Origin of the sequence: Candidatus Avoscillospira sp. LCP25S3_F1, from assembly GCF_052117125.1 — a bacterium.
Lineage (GTDB): Bacteria > Bacillota > Clostridia > Oscillospirales > Oscillospiraceae > Avoscillospira_A.
The window spans coordinates 59,889-76,061 of the sequence record NZ_JBQKJT010000009.1 but is presented as its reverse complement, the minus strand read 5'-3'; the positions used below and the strand labels follow the sequence as shown (position 1 = coordinate 76,061).

The 16,173-nt window shown below is 61.5% G+C and carries 16 protein-coding genes; 13 read left to right on the top strand and 3 right to left on the bottom strand.

The window, feature by feature from the left end:
• The first annotated feature begins 11 nt into the window (after positions 1 to 11).
• The 10 genes from ptsP to ACTQ33_RS09670 all read left to right on the top strand — a co-directional run bounded on the left by ptsP (position 12) and on the right by ACTQ33_RS09670 (position 8,913).
• Positions 12 to 1,634, top strand: coding sequence for a phosphoenolpyruvate--protein phosphotransferase (gene ptsP, locus ACTQ33_RS09715; protein ID WP_441464282.1), 1,623 nt, complete (start codon positions 12 to 14; stop codon positions 1,632 to 1,634).
• Positions 1,631 to 1,891, top strand: coding sequence for an HPr family phosphocarrier protein (locus ACTQ33_RS09710; protein ID WP_441464280.1), 261 nt, complete (start codon positions 1,631 to 1,633; stop codon positions 1,889 to 1,891). The genes ptsP and ACTQ33_RS09710 overlap by 4 nt, the downstream gene beginning before the upstream one ends.
• 127 nt (positions 1,892 to 2,018) lie before the next feature.
• Positions 2,019 to 3,464 (top strand): N-acetylglucosamine-specific PTS transporter subunit IIBC, encoded by a 1,446-nt coding sequence (gene nagE, locus ACTQ33_RS09705; protein ID WP_441464279.1) that lies wholly within the window; start codon positions 2,019 to 2,021, stop codon positions 3,462 to 3,464.
• 332 nt (positions 3,465 to 3,796) lie between these two features.
• A complete protein-coding gene (moaC, locus tag ACTQ33_RS09700; RefSeq protein WP_441464277.1) occupies positions 3,797 to 4,276 on the top strand; it encodes a cyclic pyranopterin monophosphate synthase MoaC in 480 nt (159 codons plus the stop codon).
• Between the two features lie 14 nt (positions 4,277 to 4,290).
• Positions 4,291 to 5,265 (top strand): GTP 3',8-cyclase MoaA, encoded by a 975-nt coding sequence (moaA, locus tag ACTQ33_RS09695; protein WP_441464275.1) that lies wholly within the window; start codon positions 4,291 to 4,293, stop codon positions 5,263 to 5,265.
• Between the two features lie 4 nt (positions 5,266 to 5,269).
• Positions 5,270 to 5,707 carry an MOSC domain-containing protein gene (locus tag ACTQ33_RS09690; protein ID WP_441464273.1) on the top strand — a complete coding sequence of 146 codons (438 nt, stop codon included), beginning with the start codon at positions 5,270 to 5,272 and terminating at the stop codon, positions 5,705 to 5,707.
• A gap of 3 nt (positions 5,708 to 5,710) precedes the next feature.
• Positions 5,711 to 6,199, top strand: a complete 489-nt coding sequence (locus ACTQ33_RS09685) for a MogA/MoaB family molybdenum cofactor biosynthesis protein (RefSeq protein WP_441464271.1) — start codon at positions 5,711 to 5,713, stop codon at positions 6,197 to 6,199.
• Positions 6,200 to 6,417: 218 nt separating this feature from the next.
• Positions 6,418 to 7,494 (top strand): substrate-binding domain-containing protein, encoded by a 1,077-nt coding sequence (locus ACTQ33_RS09680; protein ID WP_441464269.1) that lies wholly within the window; start codon positions 6,418 to 6,420, stop codon positions 7,492 to 7,494.
• 79 nt (positions 7,495 to 7,573) lie between these two features.
• Positions 7,574 to 8,260: an ABC transporter permease gene (locus ACTQ33_RS09675; protein WP_441464267.1), complete on the top strand. Its 687-nt coding sequence runs from the start codon at positions 7,574 to 7,576 to the stop codon at positions 8,258 to 8,260.
• Entirely contained in the window at positions 8,257 to 8,913 is a 657-nt protein-coding gene (locus ACTQ33_RS09670; RefSeq protein ID WP_441464265.1) for an ATP-binding cassette domain-containing protein, read from the top strand. The genes ACTQ33_RS09675 and ACTQ33_RS09670 overlap by 4 nt, the downstream gene beginning before the upstream one ends.
• 203 nt (positions 8,914 to 9,116) lie before the next feature.
• On the opposite strand, the gene ACTQ33_RS09665 is transcribed toward ACTQ33_RS09670, so the two are convergent.
• Genes ACTQ33_RS09665 through ACTQ33_RS09655 form a run of 3 tightly spaced genes read right to left on the bottom strand, consistent with a single transcriptional unit; the run spans position 9,117 to position 13,206 of the window.
• Positions 9,117 to 11,021 (bottom strand): molybdopterin biosynthesis protein, encoded by a 1,905-nt coding sequence (locus ACTQ33_RS09665; protein ID WP_441464263.1) that lies wholly within the window; start codon positions 11,019 to 11,021, stop codon positions 9,117 to 9,119.
• 22 nt (positions 11,022 to 11,043) lie between these two features.
• Entirely contained in the window at positions 11,044 to 12,264 is a 1,221-nt protein-coding gene (locus tag ACTQ33_RS09660; protein ID WP_441464261.1) for a molybdopterin molybdotransferase MoeA, read from the bottom strand.
• 3 nt (positions 12,265 to 12,267) lie between these two features.
• Positions 12,268 to 13,206 (bottom strand): substrate-binding domain-containing protein, encoded by a 939-nt coding sequence (locus ACTQ33_RS09655; RefSeq protein ID WP_441464259.1) that lies wholly within the window; start codon positions 13,204 to 13,206, stop codon positions 12,268 to 12,270.
• A gap of 171 nt (positions 13,207 to 13,377) precedes the next feature.
• On the opposite strand from ACTQ33_RS09655, the gene ACTQ33_RS09650 reads away from it, so the two are divergent.
• The 3 genes from ACTQ33_RS09650 to ACTQ33_RS09640 all read left to right on the top strand — a co-directional run bounded on the left by ACTQ33_RS09650 (position 13,378) and on the right by ACTQ33_RS09640 (position 16,172).
• Entirely contained in the window at positions 13,378 to 15,186 is a 1,809-nt protein-coding gene (locus ACTQ33_RS09650; protein WP_441464258.1) for an aldehyde ferredoxin oxidoreductase family protein, read from the top strand.
• 77 nt (positions 15,187 to 15,263) lie between these two features.
• Positions 15,264 to 15,485 carry a MoaD/ThiS family protein gene (locus ACTQ33_RS09645; protein ID WP_441464256.1) on the top strand — a complete coding sequence of 74 codons (222 nt, stop codon included), beginning with the start codon at positions 15,264 to 15,266 and terminating at the stop codon, positions 15,483 to 15,485.
• Positions 15,486 to 15,497: 12 nt separating this feature from the next.
• The gene (locus ACTQ33_RS09640) at positions 15,498 to 16,172 is read left to right on the top strand and encodes a HesA/MoeB/ThiF family protein (RefSeq protein WP_441464254.1); all 675 of its coding nucleotides are present in this window, start codon (positions 15,498 to 15,500) and stop codon (positions 16,170 to 16,172) included.
• Position 16,173: the final 1 nt, after the last annotated feature.

Sequence of the window (16,173 nt, the reverse complement as noted above, 5' to 3'; positions counted from 1 at the left end):
GGACGGACACCATGATACAGGGAACAGGCTTGCCGGTATTTCCCGGCGTTGCCATCGGACCGGCCTTCGTCCATGAGACGGCCAAGCTGGAGCTGCCCGCTTCCTGGGGCTCCGCCGCCGAGGAGCGGCAGCGTTTCACCGACGCCAAAGCCCAGGCCCAGGCCCAGCTCCAGACGCTGCTGGAGGAGACCGCCGCCCGTTTGGGCCAGGAACACGCCATGATTCTGGATGTCCAGATCATGATGCTGGAAGATTTGGATTATGTGGAGGCCATTGAGGGCCGCATTGACGGCGGCGACAGCGCTGCCCACGCCGTCCAGGAGACCGGCGAGGAATTTGCCGAGGTGTTCGCCTCCATGGACGATGAGTACATGAAGGCCCGGGCCACCGACGTCCGGGACGTGTCCCGCCGGGTGGTGGAGATCCTCTGTGGCTTCTCCTCCACCATGACCATGGAGGTTCCCGGCGTGCTGCTGGCCGAAGACCTGACGCCTTCGGAGACGGTGCAGCTGCCCAAAGACAAGATTCTGGCCTTTGTGACCCGTAAGGGTTCTGCCAACAGCCACACGGCCATTCTGGCCCGGACCATGGGCATTCCCTCCCTGGTAGCCGCCGACATCGATCTGTCGGCTGTCCATCCGGGCGACACCGTTATTGTGGACGGCTTCACCGGCCAGTGCTACATCCGGCCCGACGAGGCCACTCTGGCGGAGATGACTGCCAAGCAAACCGAAGCCCAGGCCGCCAAGGCGGCGCTGGAAGCCTACCGCGGCAAGGAGACCCGGACGGCCAAGGGCCGCAGGGTCAAGCTCTACACCAACATCGGCAGCCCCGACGATGTGGAGCTGGTGCTGAAAAACGACGGTGAAGGCGTGGGTTTGCTGCGCAGTGAGTTCCTGTATCTGGGCCGCGACAGCTATCCCACTGAGGAGGAGCTGTACATAGCTTACCGCCAGGTGGTGGAGGGCTTGCAGGGCCGTCCCGTCATCGTCCGCACTCTGGACATCGGCGCCGACAAGCAGGCCGACTATTTCCAGCTGGACGCCGAAGAAAATCCCGCCCTGGGCCTTCGCGGCGTGCGTCTGTGTCTGAGCCGTCCGGAGCTGTTCCGGACCCAGCTGCGGGCCATCTACCGGGCCAGCGCCCACGGTCCCGTCAGCATCATGTTCCCTATGATCGCTTCCCTGTGGGAGGTCCAGGAGGTCAAGGCCCTGTGCCGGACCATCCGGGAGGAACTGACCGCCGAAGGCGTCTCCATCGGTGAAGTGCCTCTGGGCGTTATGATCGAGACGCCCGCCGCCGCCATCATCAGCGACACCCTGGCCCACGAGGTGGACTTCTTCAGCATCGGCACCAACGACCTGACCCAGTACACCCTGGCCGCCGACCGGCAAAACAGCGCCCTGGGCCGCTACTGTGACCCCAAGCATCCGGCCCTGCTTTGGCTCTTGCAGCGCATTGCCGACAGCGCCCATGCTGCCGGAATCTGGTGCGGTATCTGCGGTGAATTGGCCGCCGACGCCACCATGACCAATCCGTTGATGACCATGGGCTACGACGAGCTCTCCGTCTCCCCGGCCCAGGTGCTGAAAATCCGTAAAGCCATCTCTGAAAGCGAGGTTGTTTCCCAATGAAAACCATTACCCACGTCATCCAGGACCCCCTGGGTCTCCACGCCCGTCCCGCCGGACTGCTGGCCAAGGCCGCCGGTGCTTGCGGCGCCTGTGCCGTCAACCTGACCTGCAAGGACCAGACGGTGGACGCCAAGCGCATCATGGGCCTCATGAAGCTGGGCGCCAAACAGGGCGATACCCTGACCATTACCTGTGAGGGCGAAAATGAGGACGCCGCTGCCGCGTCCATGGAATCCTTCCTCAAGGAAAATCTCTAAGGCTTGCTTCCAATCCATTTCTTTTTGAGCATTCGCGGGGGACCGGGATAGGCACCGGTTTCCCATCCATTGCCGACGGGCAGTTCCCTGCCCACGGCCCAATGTAAGAGAGAGGAGCAATATTATTATGATGCGTTTTTTACAGCGTCTCGGTAAATCCCTGATGCTGCCCGTAGCGTGCCTGCCCATCGGCGGCCTGCTCATGGGTATTGGTTACTGGATCGACCCTTCTGGCTGGGGCGCCAACAACCTGCTGGCCCTGCTGCTGATCAAATCCGGCGGCATCCTCATCGACAACATGGCCATCCTGTTCGCCCTGGGCGTTGCCATCGGCATGTCCAAGGATCAGCACGGTACCGCCGGTCTGGCCGCTATCATCTCCTGGCTGACCGTTCAGACCATGCTGGGTGTGGCTGTGGTCAGCACCATCATGGGTGTTCCCGCTGAAGAAGTCCCCGCTGCTTTCAGCAAGATCAACAACCAGTTCATCGGCATCCTCTGCGGTCTGATCTCCGCCGGCTGCTACAACAAGTTCTATAAGACGGAAATGCCCGACTTCCTTGGCTTCTTCGCCGGCCGTCGGTTCGTTCCCATCATGACTGTTGTCGTGACGCTGATCGCCTGCATCCCCCTGTATTTTGTATGGCCCATCGTCTACACCGCTCTGGTAGGCTTTGGTGAGGCCATCATCTCCCTGGATGCCGTCGGCGCCGGTATCTATGGCTTCTTCAACCGTCTGCTGATCCCCGTCGGCCTGCACCACGCTCTGAACAGCGTGTTCTGGTTCAACGTGGCCAACATCTCCGACATCAACCGCTTCTGGGGCATCCTGGACGGCGGTGTCCTGGGTCAGACCGGTATGTATCAGGCCGGCTTCTTCCCCGTCATGATGTTCGGCCTGCCCGGCGCTGCTCTCGCCATGTACCACACCGCCAAGACCAAGAACAAGAAGATCGCTGCCGGCATCCTGATGTCCGCCGCTCTCTGCTCCTTCTTCACCGGCGTCACCGAGCCCCTGGAGTTCTCCTTCATGTTCCTGGCCCCCGGCCTGTATTTCGCCCACGCTGTGCTGACCGGCATTTCCGTTGCCGTTGTGGCCGCTCTGCCCATCCGCGCCGGCTTCCAGTTCAGCGCCGGCTTCGTTGACTGGTTCCTGTCTTTCAAGGCGCCCTTTGCCCTGAACCCCATTCTGCTGATTCCCATCGGCCTGGTCTTCTTTGTCATCTACTACGTGGTGTTCCGCTTTATGATCACCAAGTTCGACCTCAAGACTCCTGGTCGTGAGGATGACGACTCCGCTGCCGAAATGAAGATCGAGCTGAGCAACAGCGACTACGCTGCCATGGCAAAGATCATTCTGGAGGGTGTCGGCGGCGCTGCCAACGTGGCTTCTGTCGACAACTGCATCACCCGCCTGCGCCTGGAGGTCAAGGATCGCCTGCTGGTGGATGAGAAGAAGATCAAGTCCTCCGGCGCCGCCGGTGTCATCCGTCCCGGCAAGACCTCCGTTCAGGTCATCATTGGCCCCAAGGTCCAGTTCGTGGCTGACGAGTTCAAGAAGCTGGTCGACTAATCTTCGGACGCGCTCAAAAAGATTTGATGTATTGACAGCACCCCTGTCCCGCGCCTATGCGGGACAGGGGATTGATTTTTTCCATACAAAAATCAGCGAGGTACCATTTTTTTGCCCCTGCGGGACAACCGAAGCTACTGCACAAAAATCTTTAGTGCCGTCTATTTTTGCCTGTTTTCGCGGTGCGTTGAAGCCTATGCGGGTTTGTTCCACCGTCATATTCTGAACGGTCGTTGCGGAATGTGTATTGTAAATTGTGCCCAGTCATGATACAATCATTTTACCATCCATGGTGCATCGTTCCGGTGCACCGCTGTGCAGGAGGCCGACCCATGGACAACTCTTTCAATCACTTTGATGCCGACGGCAACGCCGTTATGGTGGACGTTTCGGAAAAATCTCCCACGGTCCGGGTGGCCGTGGCTGAGGGTACCATCCGTCTGACGCCGCCCATTTTAGCCGCCATCACCGGCCGCACCGCCGCCAAGGGCGACGTGCTGGGCGTGGCACGGGTGGCCGGTATCATGGCCACCAAGCGCACCGGCGATCTGATTCCCCTGTGCCATCCTCTGATGCTGAGCCATTCCGCCATCGACTTTACGATTTTGGAGGAGGAATGCGCCGTCCGCGCCACCTGCACCGTTAAACTGACGGGCAAAACCGGCGTGGAAATGGAGGCGCTCACCGGTGTTTCTGTCGCATTGCTGACCATCTATGATATGTGCAAGGCGTTGGACAAGGGCATGGAGATTACAGACCTCCACCTGGTCCATAAGGAGGGCGGCAAGTCCGGCTCCTACGACCGGGCTTAGAAGGAGGAGTCGCCATGCTGGACCAATTTCAGCGGGAAATCCACTATCTGCGGATTTCCGTCACGGACCGCTGCAACCTCCGCTGCGTCTACTGTATGCCGGAATCGGGCGTGGATTGTCTGCCCCACAGCGCCATCCTGACCTATGAGCAGATCGCCCGGCTGGTGGAGCAGTTTGCCGCCCTGGGCATCACCCATATTCGTCTCACCGGCGGCGAACCCCTGGTGCGTCCCCAGCTTCACAAGCTGGTGTCGGCCATCCGGGCTGTTCCCGGCATTCAACGAATTACCTTGACCACCAACGGGGTCCTGCTGGCCCAACAGCTGCCCCAGCTGCTGGAAGCCGGTATCGACGGGGTCAACATCAGTCTGGACACCTTGGACCGGCAGCAATTTGCCGCCATTGCCCGGCGGGATCTGCTGCTGGAAACGCTCTCCGGTCTGGAGGTCGCCTTGAGTGTTCCCGGCCTGACGGTGAAAGTCAACTGCGTGCCCACCGAAGCCAACCGGGACCAGCTGGTGCCCCTGGCCGCCCTGGCCAGGGATCGGGATTTGTCGGTGCGCTTCATTGAAATGATGCCCATTGGCCTGGGCCGCAATCTGGGCCGCCTGACCCAGGAGGAAGTTCTGGCCCAGCTGACCGACGCTTTCGGTGCACCTCTGGACTGTCCCCCACCCCCCGGCGCAGGCCCCAGCACCTACCGGACATTCCCCGGCTTTACCGGTCGCGTGGGCTTTATCAGCGCGGTCAGCCATCAATTCTGCCACAACTGCAACCGGGTCCGACTGACGGCCACCGGGTATTTAAAAACGTGTCTGCAATATGAGACGGGCCGGGATTTGAAGGCCCTGCTGGATGACGGCGCGTCGGACGACGAACTGCGCCGGGTAATCTCCGAAACCATCCGGCAGAAACCGGCCAGCCATCATTTCTCTACCGCCGCCCAGTCCGGCGACGAAGCCATGAACATGCATCAAATAGGAGGATGAGACCATGGGCAATGTGATTGCAGTCTGTATCAGCGAGAAAAAAGGCGTTCAGAAGAAAAATGTGGGCAGCGCCCGGTTCATCGAGGATTGGGGCATCGAAAACGACGCCCATGCCGGTAAATGGCACCGTCAGGTCTCTCTGCTGTCCCAGGACCGGGTGGAGGAATTCCGGGCCCGCGGCGCTGTCGTGGACGACGGTGCCTTTGGAGAAAACCTGGTGGTCTCCGGCTTTGATTTCAAGAATCTGCCTGTGGGCACCAAATTCCGCTGCAACGACGTGCTGCTGGAAATGACCCAGATCGGTAAACAATGTCATGCCCATTGTGAAATTTACAAGGTCATGGGCGACTGCATCATGCCCCGGGAGGGCGTCTTTGCCCGTGTCCTCCATGGCGGCACCATCTCAGTCGGCGACACCCTTACCATTGTAGAGGAGGAATAAACCATGCGCGTTGCCATTCTCACCCTCAGCGACTCCGGTTACACCGGCCAGCGGGAGGACAAAAGCGGCCCCGTCATCCGGCAGATGGTGGAAGCTGCCGGTTACACCGTGGTACACACACAACTGCTGCCCGACGGTATTGATCCCCTACGGGGTGTCCTCTCCACCCTCTGCGACGAGGACGTGTGCGATTTGATTCTCACCACCGGCGGTACCGGCTTCTCCCCCAGCGATGTGACCCCCGAGGCCACCATGGCCGTAGTGGAACGTCCTGCCCCCGGCATTGCCGAGGCCATGCGGTACCACTCCCTGCAAATCACCCCCCGCGCCATGCTGTCCCGGGCCGCCGCCGGTATCCGCAAAGGCACCCTCATTGTCAATCTGCCCGGCAGTCCCAAGGCCGTCACCGAATGTCTGGAGTATATTCTCCCCTCTCTGGCCCACGGTCTGGAAGTCCTCCGGGGCATGACCGGCAACTGTGCCCGGACGTAATTCCAATGGCTAGAAGACGGCGGGCACTGCCCCGCCGTCTTCGGACTTGCCTTTCCTTTTGGGATATGGTATACTGTTGTTGCAAGCCCGACACTTTCGGGTCACAATATGAACTAGAAGCGGGTGGACGAGCCCCTTTTCCAGGTTCTGATCGGTACAAGACGGAAGTTGGAGGGGCTTGTTTCATTTTTTCCATATTTTAGGAGGAATTATCCATCATGAAAAAGCTTCTTGCATTGGTGCTGGCCCTGACAACGGTGCTGGGTCTTCTGGCAGGCTGCGGCGCCAAAGAGAACACCACCGAACCCACCACGGAGGACACCGCCAACACCGAGACCAACGACGCCCCGGCGACCACGGAGGACACTGCTGAGACCGGCAGCGAGGAGACCACCGACGACAGCGGCGCTGTGGTGGTGGACCTGACCATCCTCAAGGAAGCCGACGAGAGCATGCTGAACACCTATTCCATGATCGCCGTAAACCCTGATGCCCCCTTCACTAATGCCGACGGCAACGCCGTCTCCGACGTCACCATCAACACCGCCGGCGCCGATGCCCTGATGCACTGGATGCTGCTGCCGGAGACGATGGAAGTGGCGACCAATTACGGTATGAAGGAGTACGGCAATACCCTGTTCTATGCAGTCGATGGCGCTCCCACCTATGAAGGCGAAATTCCCGCCGCCACCGAGGAAACCAAGACCATTCGTCTGTCTACCACCACCTCCGTCAACGACTCCGGTCTGCTGGCTTATCTGCTGCCCCAGTTTGAGGAGGCCTACGGCTACACCGTAGAGGTCCAGTCTGCCGGTACCGGCAAGGCCATCGAGGCCGCCAAGTTCGGCAACGCCGACCTGATTCTGGTCCACTCCAAGAGCCAGGAAGAGGAGTTTGTCAACGCCGGTTTCGCCCGCGTGATCGACGGCATGGAGACGGAGCGTCTGACCTTCCTCTATAACTACTTTGTCCTCTGCGGTCCCTCTGCCGACCCCGCCGGTGTGAAGGACGCCGCCACGGTTCTCGACGCCTTCGCTGCCATTGCCGAGGGCAAGTATCCTTTCATCTCCCGTGGTGACGGTTCCGGTACCCACACCAAGGAGCTGTCCCTGTGGCCTGCGGAGCTGGGCATCACCGAGGACCCGGAATCCTTTGCTGATTACACGGATTGGTACATCTCTGCCAACGCCGGTATGGGCGCTTGCCTGGTCATGGCTGAGGAAATGGGCGGCTACATCCTTACCGACAAGGCCACATTCCTGACCTTCGTTGCCAACAACGGCGTCATGGAATAACCAGACACATTACAGAAAAACTCACCGTTGGGGTGCTGTATTGACAGCACCCCAATTTGGTATGGAAAGGGGAATGTCTATGGGCTCTGCTGTGGAGCAGGCCATCGCGTTGATCGCCTCAGGAGACCGGGAACTGCTCTCCATTCTGACCGTCACAGCCAGAACGAGCCTGTCCAGTTCCCTCATTGCCCTGCTGCTGGGCGTGCCGCTGGGGCTGTTGCTTGGGGCCTGCCGGTTTCCGGGCCGGGGACTGCTGCTGGTGCTGAACCGGACCCTCATGGGCGTGCCGCCGGTGGTCTGCGGGCTGATTTTCTATATCCTCTTCTCCGGCGTGGGACCACTGCGCCATTTCCATCTGTTGTTCACCGTGGAAATTATGATTCTGGCCCAGGTGGTGCTGATCACGCCCCTGCTCACCAGTCACATGGAGACATACGTGGCCCAGATTGCCGGTCCCGTCCGGGAGACGGCCAAGGGTCTGGGACTGTCCCGCCGGAAAACCTTTCTGCTGCTCCTCAACGAGAGCCGCTATCCCATCTTTTCCGGGTATCTGCTGGGTTTCTCCCGCGCCATCGCCGAAGTAGGCGCCGTGTCCATGGTGGGCGGCGCCATCGCCTGGAAAACCAACGTCATGACCACGGCCATCATGCAATACACCAACCGGGGCAATTTCTCGCTTGGCATCGCGTTGGGGCTGATTCTTCTGGTGCTGTCCCTGGGGATGAATCTGGCGTTGTCCCTGCTGCAAAGGAAGGTGGCGTCATGAACCTTTATGCCTTTACCAAATCCTTCGGCGGCCAAGCGGCAGTTACCGTACCGGACCTGACGCTGCAAGCCGGAACATTGTACGCCGTCATCGGCGCCAATGGCAGCGGAAAATCCACCTTTTCCCGTGTGATTGCCGGCGTCCTCCCTCCTGACTGCCGCCGCCTGGTGACGGAACCGGGGCTGCGGGTGGGGTATCTGCCCCAGAAAAGCTACGGATACCGGCTGAGCGTCCTGCAAAATCTGCTGCTGGTGAATCGGGACCGGGACCGGGCCAACCGTCTGCTGGAGGCGGTACAGTTGTCCCACCTGGCCGGAAAACCGGCACACCGTCTGTCCGGCGGCGAGACGGCTCGCATGGCACTGGCCCGGCTGTTCATGGGGCAATATGACTTGGTCATTCTGGATGAACCCACGGCTTCCATGGACATGGAAAGTACTGTGCTCACCGAGCATTTGACCCGTCAGTATGTGGCTGAAACAGGCTGTGCCCTGCTGCTGGTCACCCACAGTCTCCAGCAGGCCCGGCGGCTGGCCGATCACGCCCTGTATTTCCACAAAGGGCAGCTGTTGGAGCAGGGCCCCGCTAAAACGGTTCTATACGAACCACAACACCCTGAAACCCGGCAATTTCTCTCATTTTACGGCTCATAAAAAGTTTTATTCGATTTTTTTCAAAAAATCGCGGAGTCCAGAGGCAGAGCCTCTGGTCGTGCCTCGCAAGGCGCGAAATCCCCCAGCATCCAAAGCGCCATCCGCAGATGGCGCAATTCCCGGCCAAAGGCCAACGCCCCCGGCGCCACCCATAAAGGGTGGACGCCGGGGGCGTTCTATATTCCATTGTTCATTCGGTGAACTTACAGTTCCCGCACCGTACCAGGATTGTTTACCGTATAGCCGCCCAGGGCTTCCAGCCGGGCGCGGAAGGTATCGCTGCGGAGTACCTCCAGCAGCTTCTGCACTATGGGAGTATCCCAAGCGCTGTCGGGAATCAGCAGATCGTACTGCTCCGTACAGATGGGCAGGAATTCCAGACCGTACAGCTGCGCCGCGGACCAGATGCCCATACCGGCGTCGCCGCTGCCGTTGGCAATCTGCGCCGCCACCGCCGTGTGGGTGAATTCCTCCCGGTCATAGCCATAGATGGCCTTGCCGTCCACGTGCTCCTGTTTGCACAGATAGTCGAAGAGAATCCGGGTACCACTCCCCTTCTGGCGGTTCACATAGGAGATGCCCTCCTTGGCCAGATCGGCAAAGCATTGGATTCCCTTGGGATTGCCCGGGGCCAGCATCAGGCCCTGGGTCCGGCCCACGCACTCCACCAGACGGACGCCGCCGTTGGGAAAATACTTATGAATAAACGCCATATTGTAGGAGCCATCCTTTTCATCCAGCAGATGGACACCGCCCATATGGGCCTCGCCCCGGCGGATCGCCATGATACCACCCATGGAGCCCACGTGGGACGAGCTGAGATAGAACTGCCCGTCCAGACGGAACAGGTCCGCCAATTCGTCCATGAGGGGGTCGTGGCTGCCGATGACCACCAGGGTTTTCTGGAGTTCGGCCCTGGGCCGCAGCAGTTGGACGGTGACCGTCTGGCCGTTTTCATAGCCCTCCGTCCCCTGGGGTACCTCCAAAATGCCGTCGGCCTTCATAAAGGAGGTGACGACACCGCTGCCGCGGCTCAACGGAGACGCCATCAGCTTGTCCCCCACATACCCCAGCCGGACGCGGATAAACTCCCGATACTTGAGGCCCGACATCACGGGGCGGGACAGAACGGCCTCCGCCGTCTCCACCTGGGCATGGGTGCGGCCTGTCAGATGCTCCACCAGCGGCTGCAACAGCTCCCGGATGACTAGGATGCCCGACACGGGATAGCCTGGCACACCCAAAATGGGTACGGTACCCTTACAGCCAAGAATGGCGGGCTTGCCGGGCTTGATGGCGATACCGTGGCACAGGACCTCGCCCACCTCCGAAATGGCCTGGCAGCTGTAATCCTCCCGGCCCGCCGAAGAACCGGCGTTCAGAAGCACCATATCGCACTCCGCCGCCGCCTGGGCCACTCTGGCCCGGATATCGTCCAGGTTGTCCCGGGTGATGGGGTACGTTTTCGGCACCGCGCCCCACTCCTGCACCATGGCCGAGAAAATGGTGGAATTGAACTCCATGATCTGGCCCGGGGCCGGGTCCGTGGTGGGCGGGATGATCTCGTCGCCGGTGGGCAGAATGCCCACCACCGGGCGGCGGTACACCGGAATCTCCAGGACGCCGCCGGCCAGCAGCGCGCCCATGGCCGCCGGGGTCACGGCGGTACGGGACGGCAGAAGCATTTCTCCGGCACAGACGTCCTCTCCAATCTGGCGGATATGCTGCCAGGGAGCCGCCGGAGCATAGAGCCGGGCAGAGCCGTCTTCCTCATAGACCACATCCTCCACCATAATGACGGCGTCACACCCCTCGGGGATGGGGTCGCCCGTATCCAGCACCGTGAACTGGGACGGCGGCAGCACCACCGGCGTGGTCTCCGTGGCGCCGAAGGTATCGGCAGCCCGGACGGCAATGCCGTCCATGGCGCTGGCATGGTAATGGGGGGCGCAGATATGGGCGTAAACCGCCCGGGACGTAATGCGTCCCAACGCCTCGCCCACGGGAATCGTCTCCTCTGCGGGAGCGAATCCGTGGTCCAGCAGCGTCGTTAAGTACAGGGTTTTTGCCTCATCTAAGGGCATGTTTTGCAGGAATTGAAATGCCATGGGTGCGATTCTCCTTCTTGTTTCATTCCAAATGGTACACGGTGACGGCGACGGTGCTGCCCTGGGGCAGTCCCTCGCAGTCCCGTGGGATTTCAAAATAGCCGTCGGACCCGGCCAGGGTACTGATGAGGCCCGACTTGCTGCGGATGGGTTCGGCATACAGCATGCCATCCCGCTCCGTCAGATGGACCCCGGTATACTGGGCCCGGCCATGGTTGGCCGAGACGGTCTCCGTCAAAACGGCAGGCACCGGACGGCGCACCAGCGTGCGGCCCTGCATCCGGGCCAGCAGGGGCTTCAAAAACAGGTTGGCCACAAAGAACGCCGCGCCGGGATGGCCCGGCAGTCCCATGACGGGCTTGCCCTCCACAACGCCCAGAATGGTGGGCTTGCCGGGCTTCATGGCGATGCCGTGGAACAGCAATCGGCCCAGCCGGTCAATCACCCGGCAGGTAGCGTCCTTTTCCCCCACAGAGCTGCCGCCGGAAATCAACACGCAGTCACACTGTGCCAACGCCTTGCGCACCGTCTCTTCCAGCAGCGTCTCCTCATCCCGCAATGCCCCCATGGGGACGGCTTCGCCGCCAAAAGAGACCACCGCTGCCGCCAGCAGGGCCGAATTGACGTCCCGGACCTGACCGGGCCCCGGCTGCTCCGTCACGTCCACCAGCTCGTCACCGGTGCTGATAACAGCCACTCTGGGCCGTCGGGCCACGGTCACCTGGGACCGGCCCAGGGCCGCCAATGCGCCGATGTCGGCGGCCGTCAGAACACGGCCCGCCTGCAACACCACCTTACCGGGCCGTACGTCGTCGCCCCGATACACCAGATTACTGCCGGGGGCGGCGGGCTTCATAATGCCGATGGTGCCGTCGCCGTAGTCCTCTGTATATTCGATCATTACCACCGCATCGGCCCCCTGGGGCAGCGCGCCGCCGGTGGGTACGGCCATACAGGTGTTTTCCACCACGGTTCCCGCTGCCGCCCGGCCCATTTGGACCGAGCCGATAACCGTCAGAATGGCCGGGATGCTGTCGCTGCATCCAAACGTATCGGCTCCCCGGACCGCGTAGCCGTCCACGGTGGACCGGTCAAAATCCGGTACAAACTCCGCAGCCGTCACCGCTTCCGCCAGCACCCGGCCCAAGGCCGCGGACAGGGGCACCCGCTCCGGTTCCCCCACTGTAAACGCCGATTCCGCAATCAGCGACAGTACCTCCTCGGGCGTCTTCACTGTCAACATGTGTCAAACCTCCTCCAGAATTTCCCCCATCTGCGCATAGTCGTTGCCGCTGAACTCCTCCAGCTCCCGGCGAAAGGCCGGGTCCCGTAAAACGGCCAGCAGCGTCTGTACCTCCGTCTGTTCCAGCGTGTCTTTCCGCAGGACCAGATCACAGCGTTCCTGCTGTAGGGGGATAAAGTCCAGTCCCGCCTGCTTGCGGGTGACCCGTTCGGTACCCACGCCCACGTCGGCCTTCCCCTGGGCAATGGCCCCGGCCAGCGTCAGATGGGAGCCGGTTTCCTGATCATATCCCCGGACCGCCGACGGCGCAATGCCAAGCCGCCGCAGATGTTCATCCAGCAGCACCCGGGACGCGGAACCGCAGCCCCGGTTGAGCATGCGCACATCCGCCCGGCCCAGATCCTCCCAGCCGGTGATGTGCTTGGGATTGCCCGCCGCCACATAAAAGCCCTGCATCCGCCGGGACACATTGACCAAAACGGCCCCCACACCGGGCATCAGCCGCCGGACATAGGGGCTGTTGTACCGGTCCACATCCCCGGCCCACAGATGGACCATGGCGGCATGGATGCGCTTCTGATAGAGGGCCAGCAGCCCCTCAAAGCCGCTGAGGTACGCCCGCAGCGCCGCCACATTCTTCTGCTGCATCCGGCTGGACAACAAATCCAGCACCACATCCTGGCCCGCGATAATAAAATGATGGTCCCAGTCGGCCCGGGTGAGGAGCCCGCCCTCCAACTCAGCGGTCTTGACCTTTGGGGCCGAACGCTCGTGGCGGGACCGGGCAATGTACTGGTCCACGTCCTCCTTGGTGAACCGCACCTTGCGCCCCACCTTATAGGAATTGATCTCCCCCCGCCGAATCAGTTCATAGACAGTATTGCAGCTCACATGGAGCATTGCCGCCACCTGCTGGGTGGACAGGGCCTTCTGGTCCGGCATCACTTACCCCTCCTCTTTTATATAGCAGTTGACACAAGTATAACCCATTTCACACAATGTTGACAAGTCCAATGTGAATTCTCTTGCGATTTTATTGTATTTTCACGAATTCCAGCTATGATGAAAGTAGGAAGTGTGTAAGGAACCCCATTTTTTCAAGGAGGGAATCGTATGAGCCGTTCTTACTATGAGAAACTCGCCCGTATCGATCTGACCGCCGGTACGGTGGCCGTGGAGCCTCTGGAATTGGAAAAAGCCCAGCGGTACATCGGCGGCCGTGGTCTTGGTACCAAGATCCTCTACGATGAGGGCGTCGCCACGGTGGACCCCCTGGGCCCCGACAACAAGCTGGTTTACATCACCGGCCCCATGACCGGCACGCCGTCGCCGTCCTCGGGCCGCTATATGGTCTGTACCAAGTCTCCCCTGACGGGCATGATCGCCTGTTCCAACTCCGGCGGCATCTGGGGCGCCAAGCTGAAACACGCCGGTTGGGACGGTCTCATCGTCGAGGGCGTGGCCAAGGAGTGGACCTATCTACTGGTGGATGACGGAGAAATCTCGTTCCACAGTGCCGAGCAGTACGTGGGTATGAAGAGTGAGGACCTGGATGAGGCGCTGCGCAAGGTCCACGGCGAAAAAGCCTCTGTTCTGAACATCGGTCCCGCCGGTGAGCATCAGGCGCTGCTGGCCGCCATCATCAACGACAAGGACCGGGCCGCCGGTCGCTCCGGCGTCGGCGCGGTCATGGGCTCCAAGAAGCTCAAGGCCATCGTAGTCAAGGCCAGCGTGGGCCACGTGACCACCCTCCACGATGAAGCCGCCCTCAAGCAGGCCACCAGCCGCTGCCTGGGCATCCTCAAGGAAAACGGCGTCACCGGCCAGGGCCTGCGGGCCTACGGCACCGCCGTACTGGTCAACATCATCAACAACATCGGTTCCCTGCCCACCAAAAACTGGCAGGAAGCCTATTTTGAAGCCGCCGAAAAGATTTCCGGTGAAACCATGGCCGAGACGTGTCTTGTCAAACCCGGCGCGTGCTTCCGCTGCCCCATCGTCTGCGGCCGTATCGTCAAACTCAACGACGGCAAGGTCTGCGGCGGTCCCGAATACGAGCCCCTGTGGGCCTACGGCGCCAACTGCGGCGTGGATGACCTCAACGCCATCAACGTGGCCAATATGCTCTGCAACGAGTACGGCCTGGACGCCATTTCCACCCCCTGTACCATCGCCGCCGCCATGGAGCTGTATCAGATTGGCGCCATCCCTGCGGCCGAGTGCGAAGGCGTTCCCCTGACCTGGGGCAGCGCCGAGGCCATTGTGCAGTGGACCCGCCGCATGGGTGAGGGCAAGACGGAGCTGGGTCGGCGGATGGCCCAGGGTTCCTACCGCCTCTGTGCGCACTACGGCCACCCCGAAGTGTCCATGAGCGTCAAGAAGCAGGAGATGCCTGCCTACGACGCCCGCGGCGTACAGGGTATCGGCATCACCTACGCCACCAGCAACCGCGGCGGCTGCCACGTCCGGGGCTACATGATCTCCCCCGAAGTCCTGGGCCTGCCCCAACAGCTGGACCGGACGGTGACCGATGACAAGGCCGCCTGGGCCAAGACCTTCCAGGACCTGACCGCCGTCATCGACTCCATGGGCAACTGTCTGTTTACCTCGTTCGCCCTGGGCGCTCAGGAGTACGCAGACCTGCTCAACGCCGCCACCGGCACCAACTACACCGTGGAGACGCTGCTGGAGGCTGGTGAGCGCATCTACAACCTGGAGCGGCTGTTCAACAAGGCCGCCGGTATGAAGCCCGAGGACGACCGGCTGCCCAAGCGCCTGACGGAAGAGCCCATTCCCGGCGGCCCCTCCAAGGGCATGACCAGCAAGATCGCGCTGACGCTGCCCCAATACTACGAAGCCCGCGGCTGGGTGGACGCCTTCCCCACGGAAGAAACGCTGCGCCGTCTGGGCCTTGCCGAATAAGTCCGAGACTGCTATGATGGAGGGGAAGGAATTCCCCTCCATCGCTTTCATACCATTTCTGAAAAGGAGTGAGTCCCATGCTGGAAGTCCGTCTGTTCGCCACCCTGCGGCAGGGCCGGGAGAAGGTCTATCATCTGGACGCCGCCGGTTTCCCCAACGGTACCGCCATCTTGGAATATCTGCACATTCCCCGGGAGGAAGTGGCCATTTTCCTGCGCAACGGGTTCCACAGCCCCACGGCCACCGCTCTGACGGACGGGGACATTGTAGCCATTTTCCCGCCCACCGGCGGCGGCTGAGGAGGCATCCATATGGAGGAACGCTATCTGCGCAATCTGGGGCCCCTGACCGAGGCAGAACAAGAGCTGCTGGCCTCCAAAACCGTGTTTCTCGCCGGTCTGGGCGGTCTGGGCGGCCATCTGCTGGAGCACATGCTGCGGCTGGGGGTAGGGGCCATTGTGGCCGCCGACGGCGACCGCTTCACCCCCTCCAATCTCAACCGGCAGCTGCTTGCTACAGAGGACGCCATGGGCCAATCCAAAGCCCAGGCGGCAGCGAACCGGGCCGCCGCCGTCAATCCCGGCGTCCGGGTCACCATCGTATCCACACCGTTGACAGCCCACAACCGGGACACCCTGCTGTCCGGGTGTGATCTGGCCCTGGACGGTCTGGACAATCTGGAAGCCCGCCGCATTCTCGCCGCCGGCTGTGACCGGGCCGGGATTCCCCTGGTCCACGGCGGCATCCGGGACTGGTGCGCCCAGGTGGCGGTGATCCCACCGGGCAGCGGCCTGTTGGACCGCATTTACCCGCCCCATCTGTCGGCACTCTCTCCCAGCGGCACCGTCTCGCCGGTACCGGCCTGGTGCGCCGCCGTACAGGCAGTCCAGGCGTTGTGTCTTCTCTGCGGACGTCCCGCGCCCCTGTGGCGGAAGCTGCTGGCGGCGGACCTGCTCCATGGGGAACAGGAGATTCTACCTCTGTAGC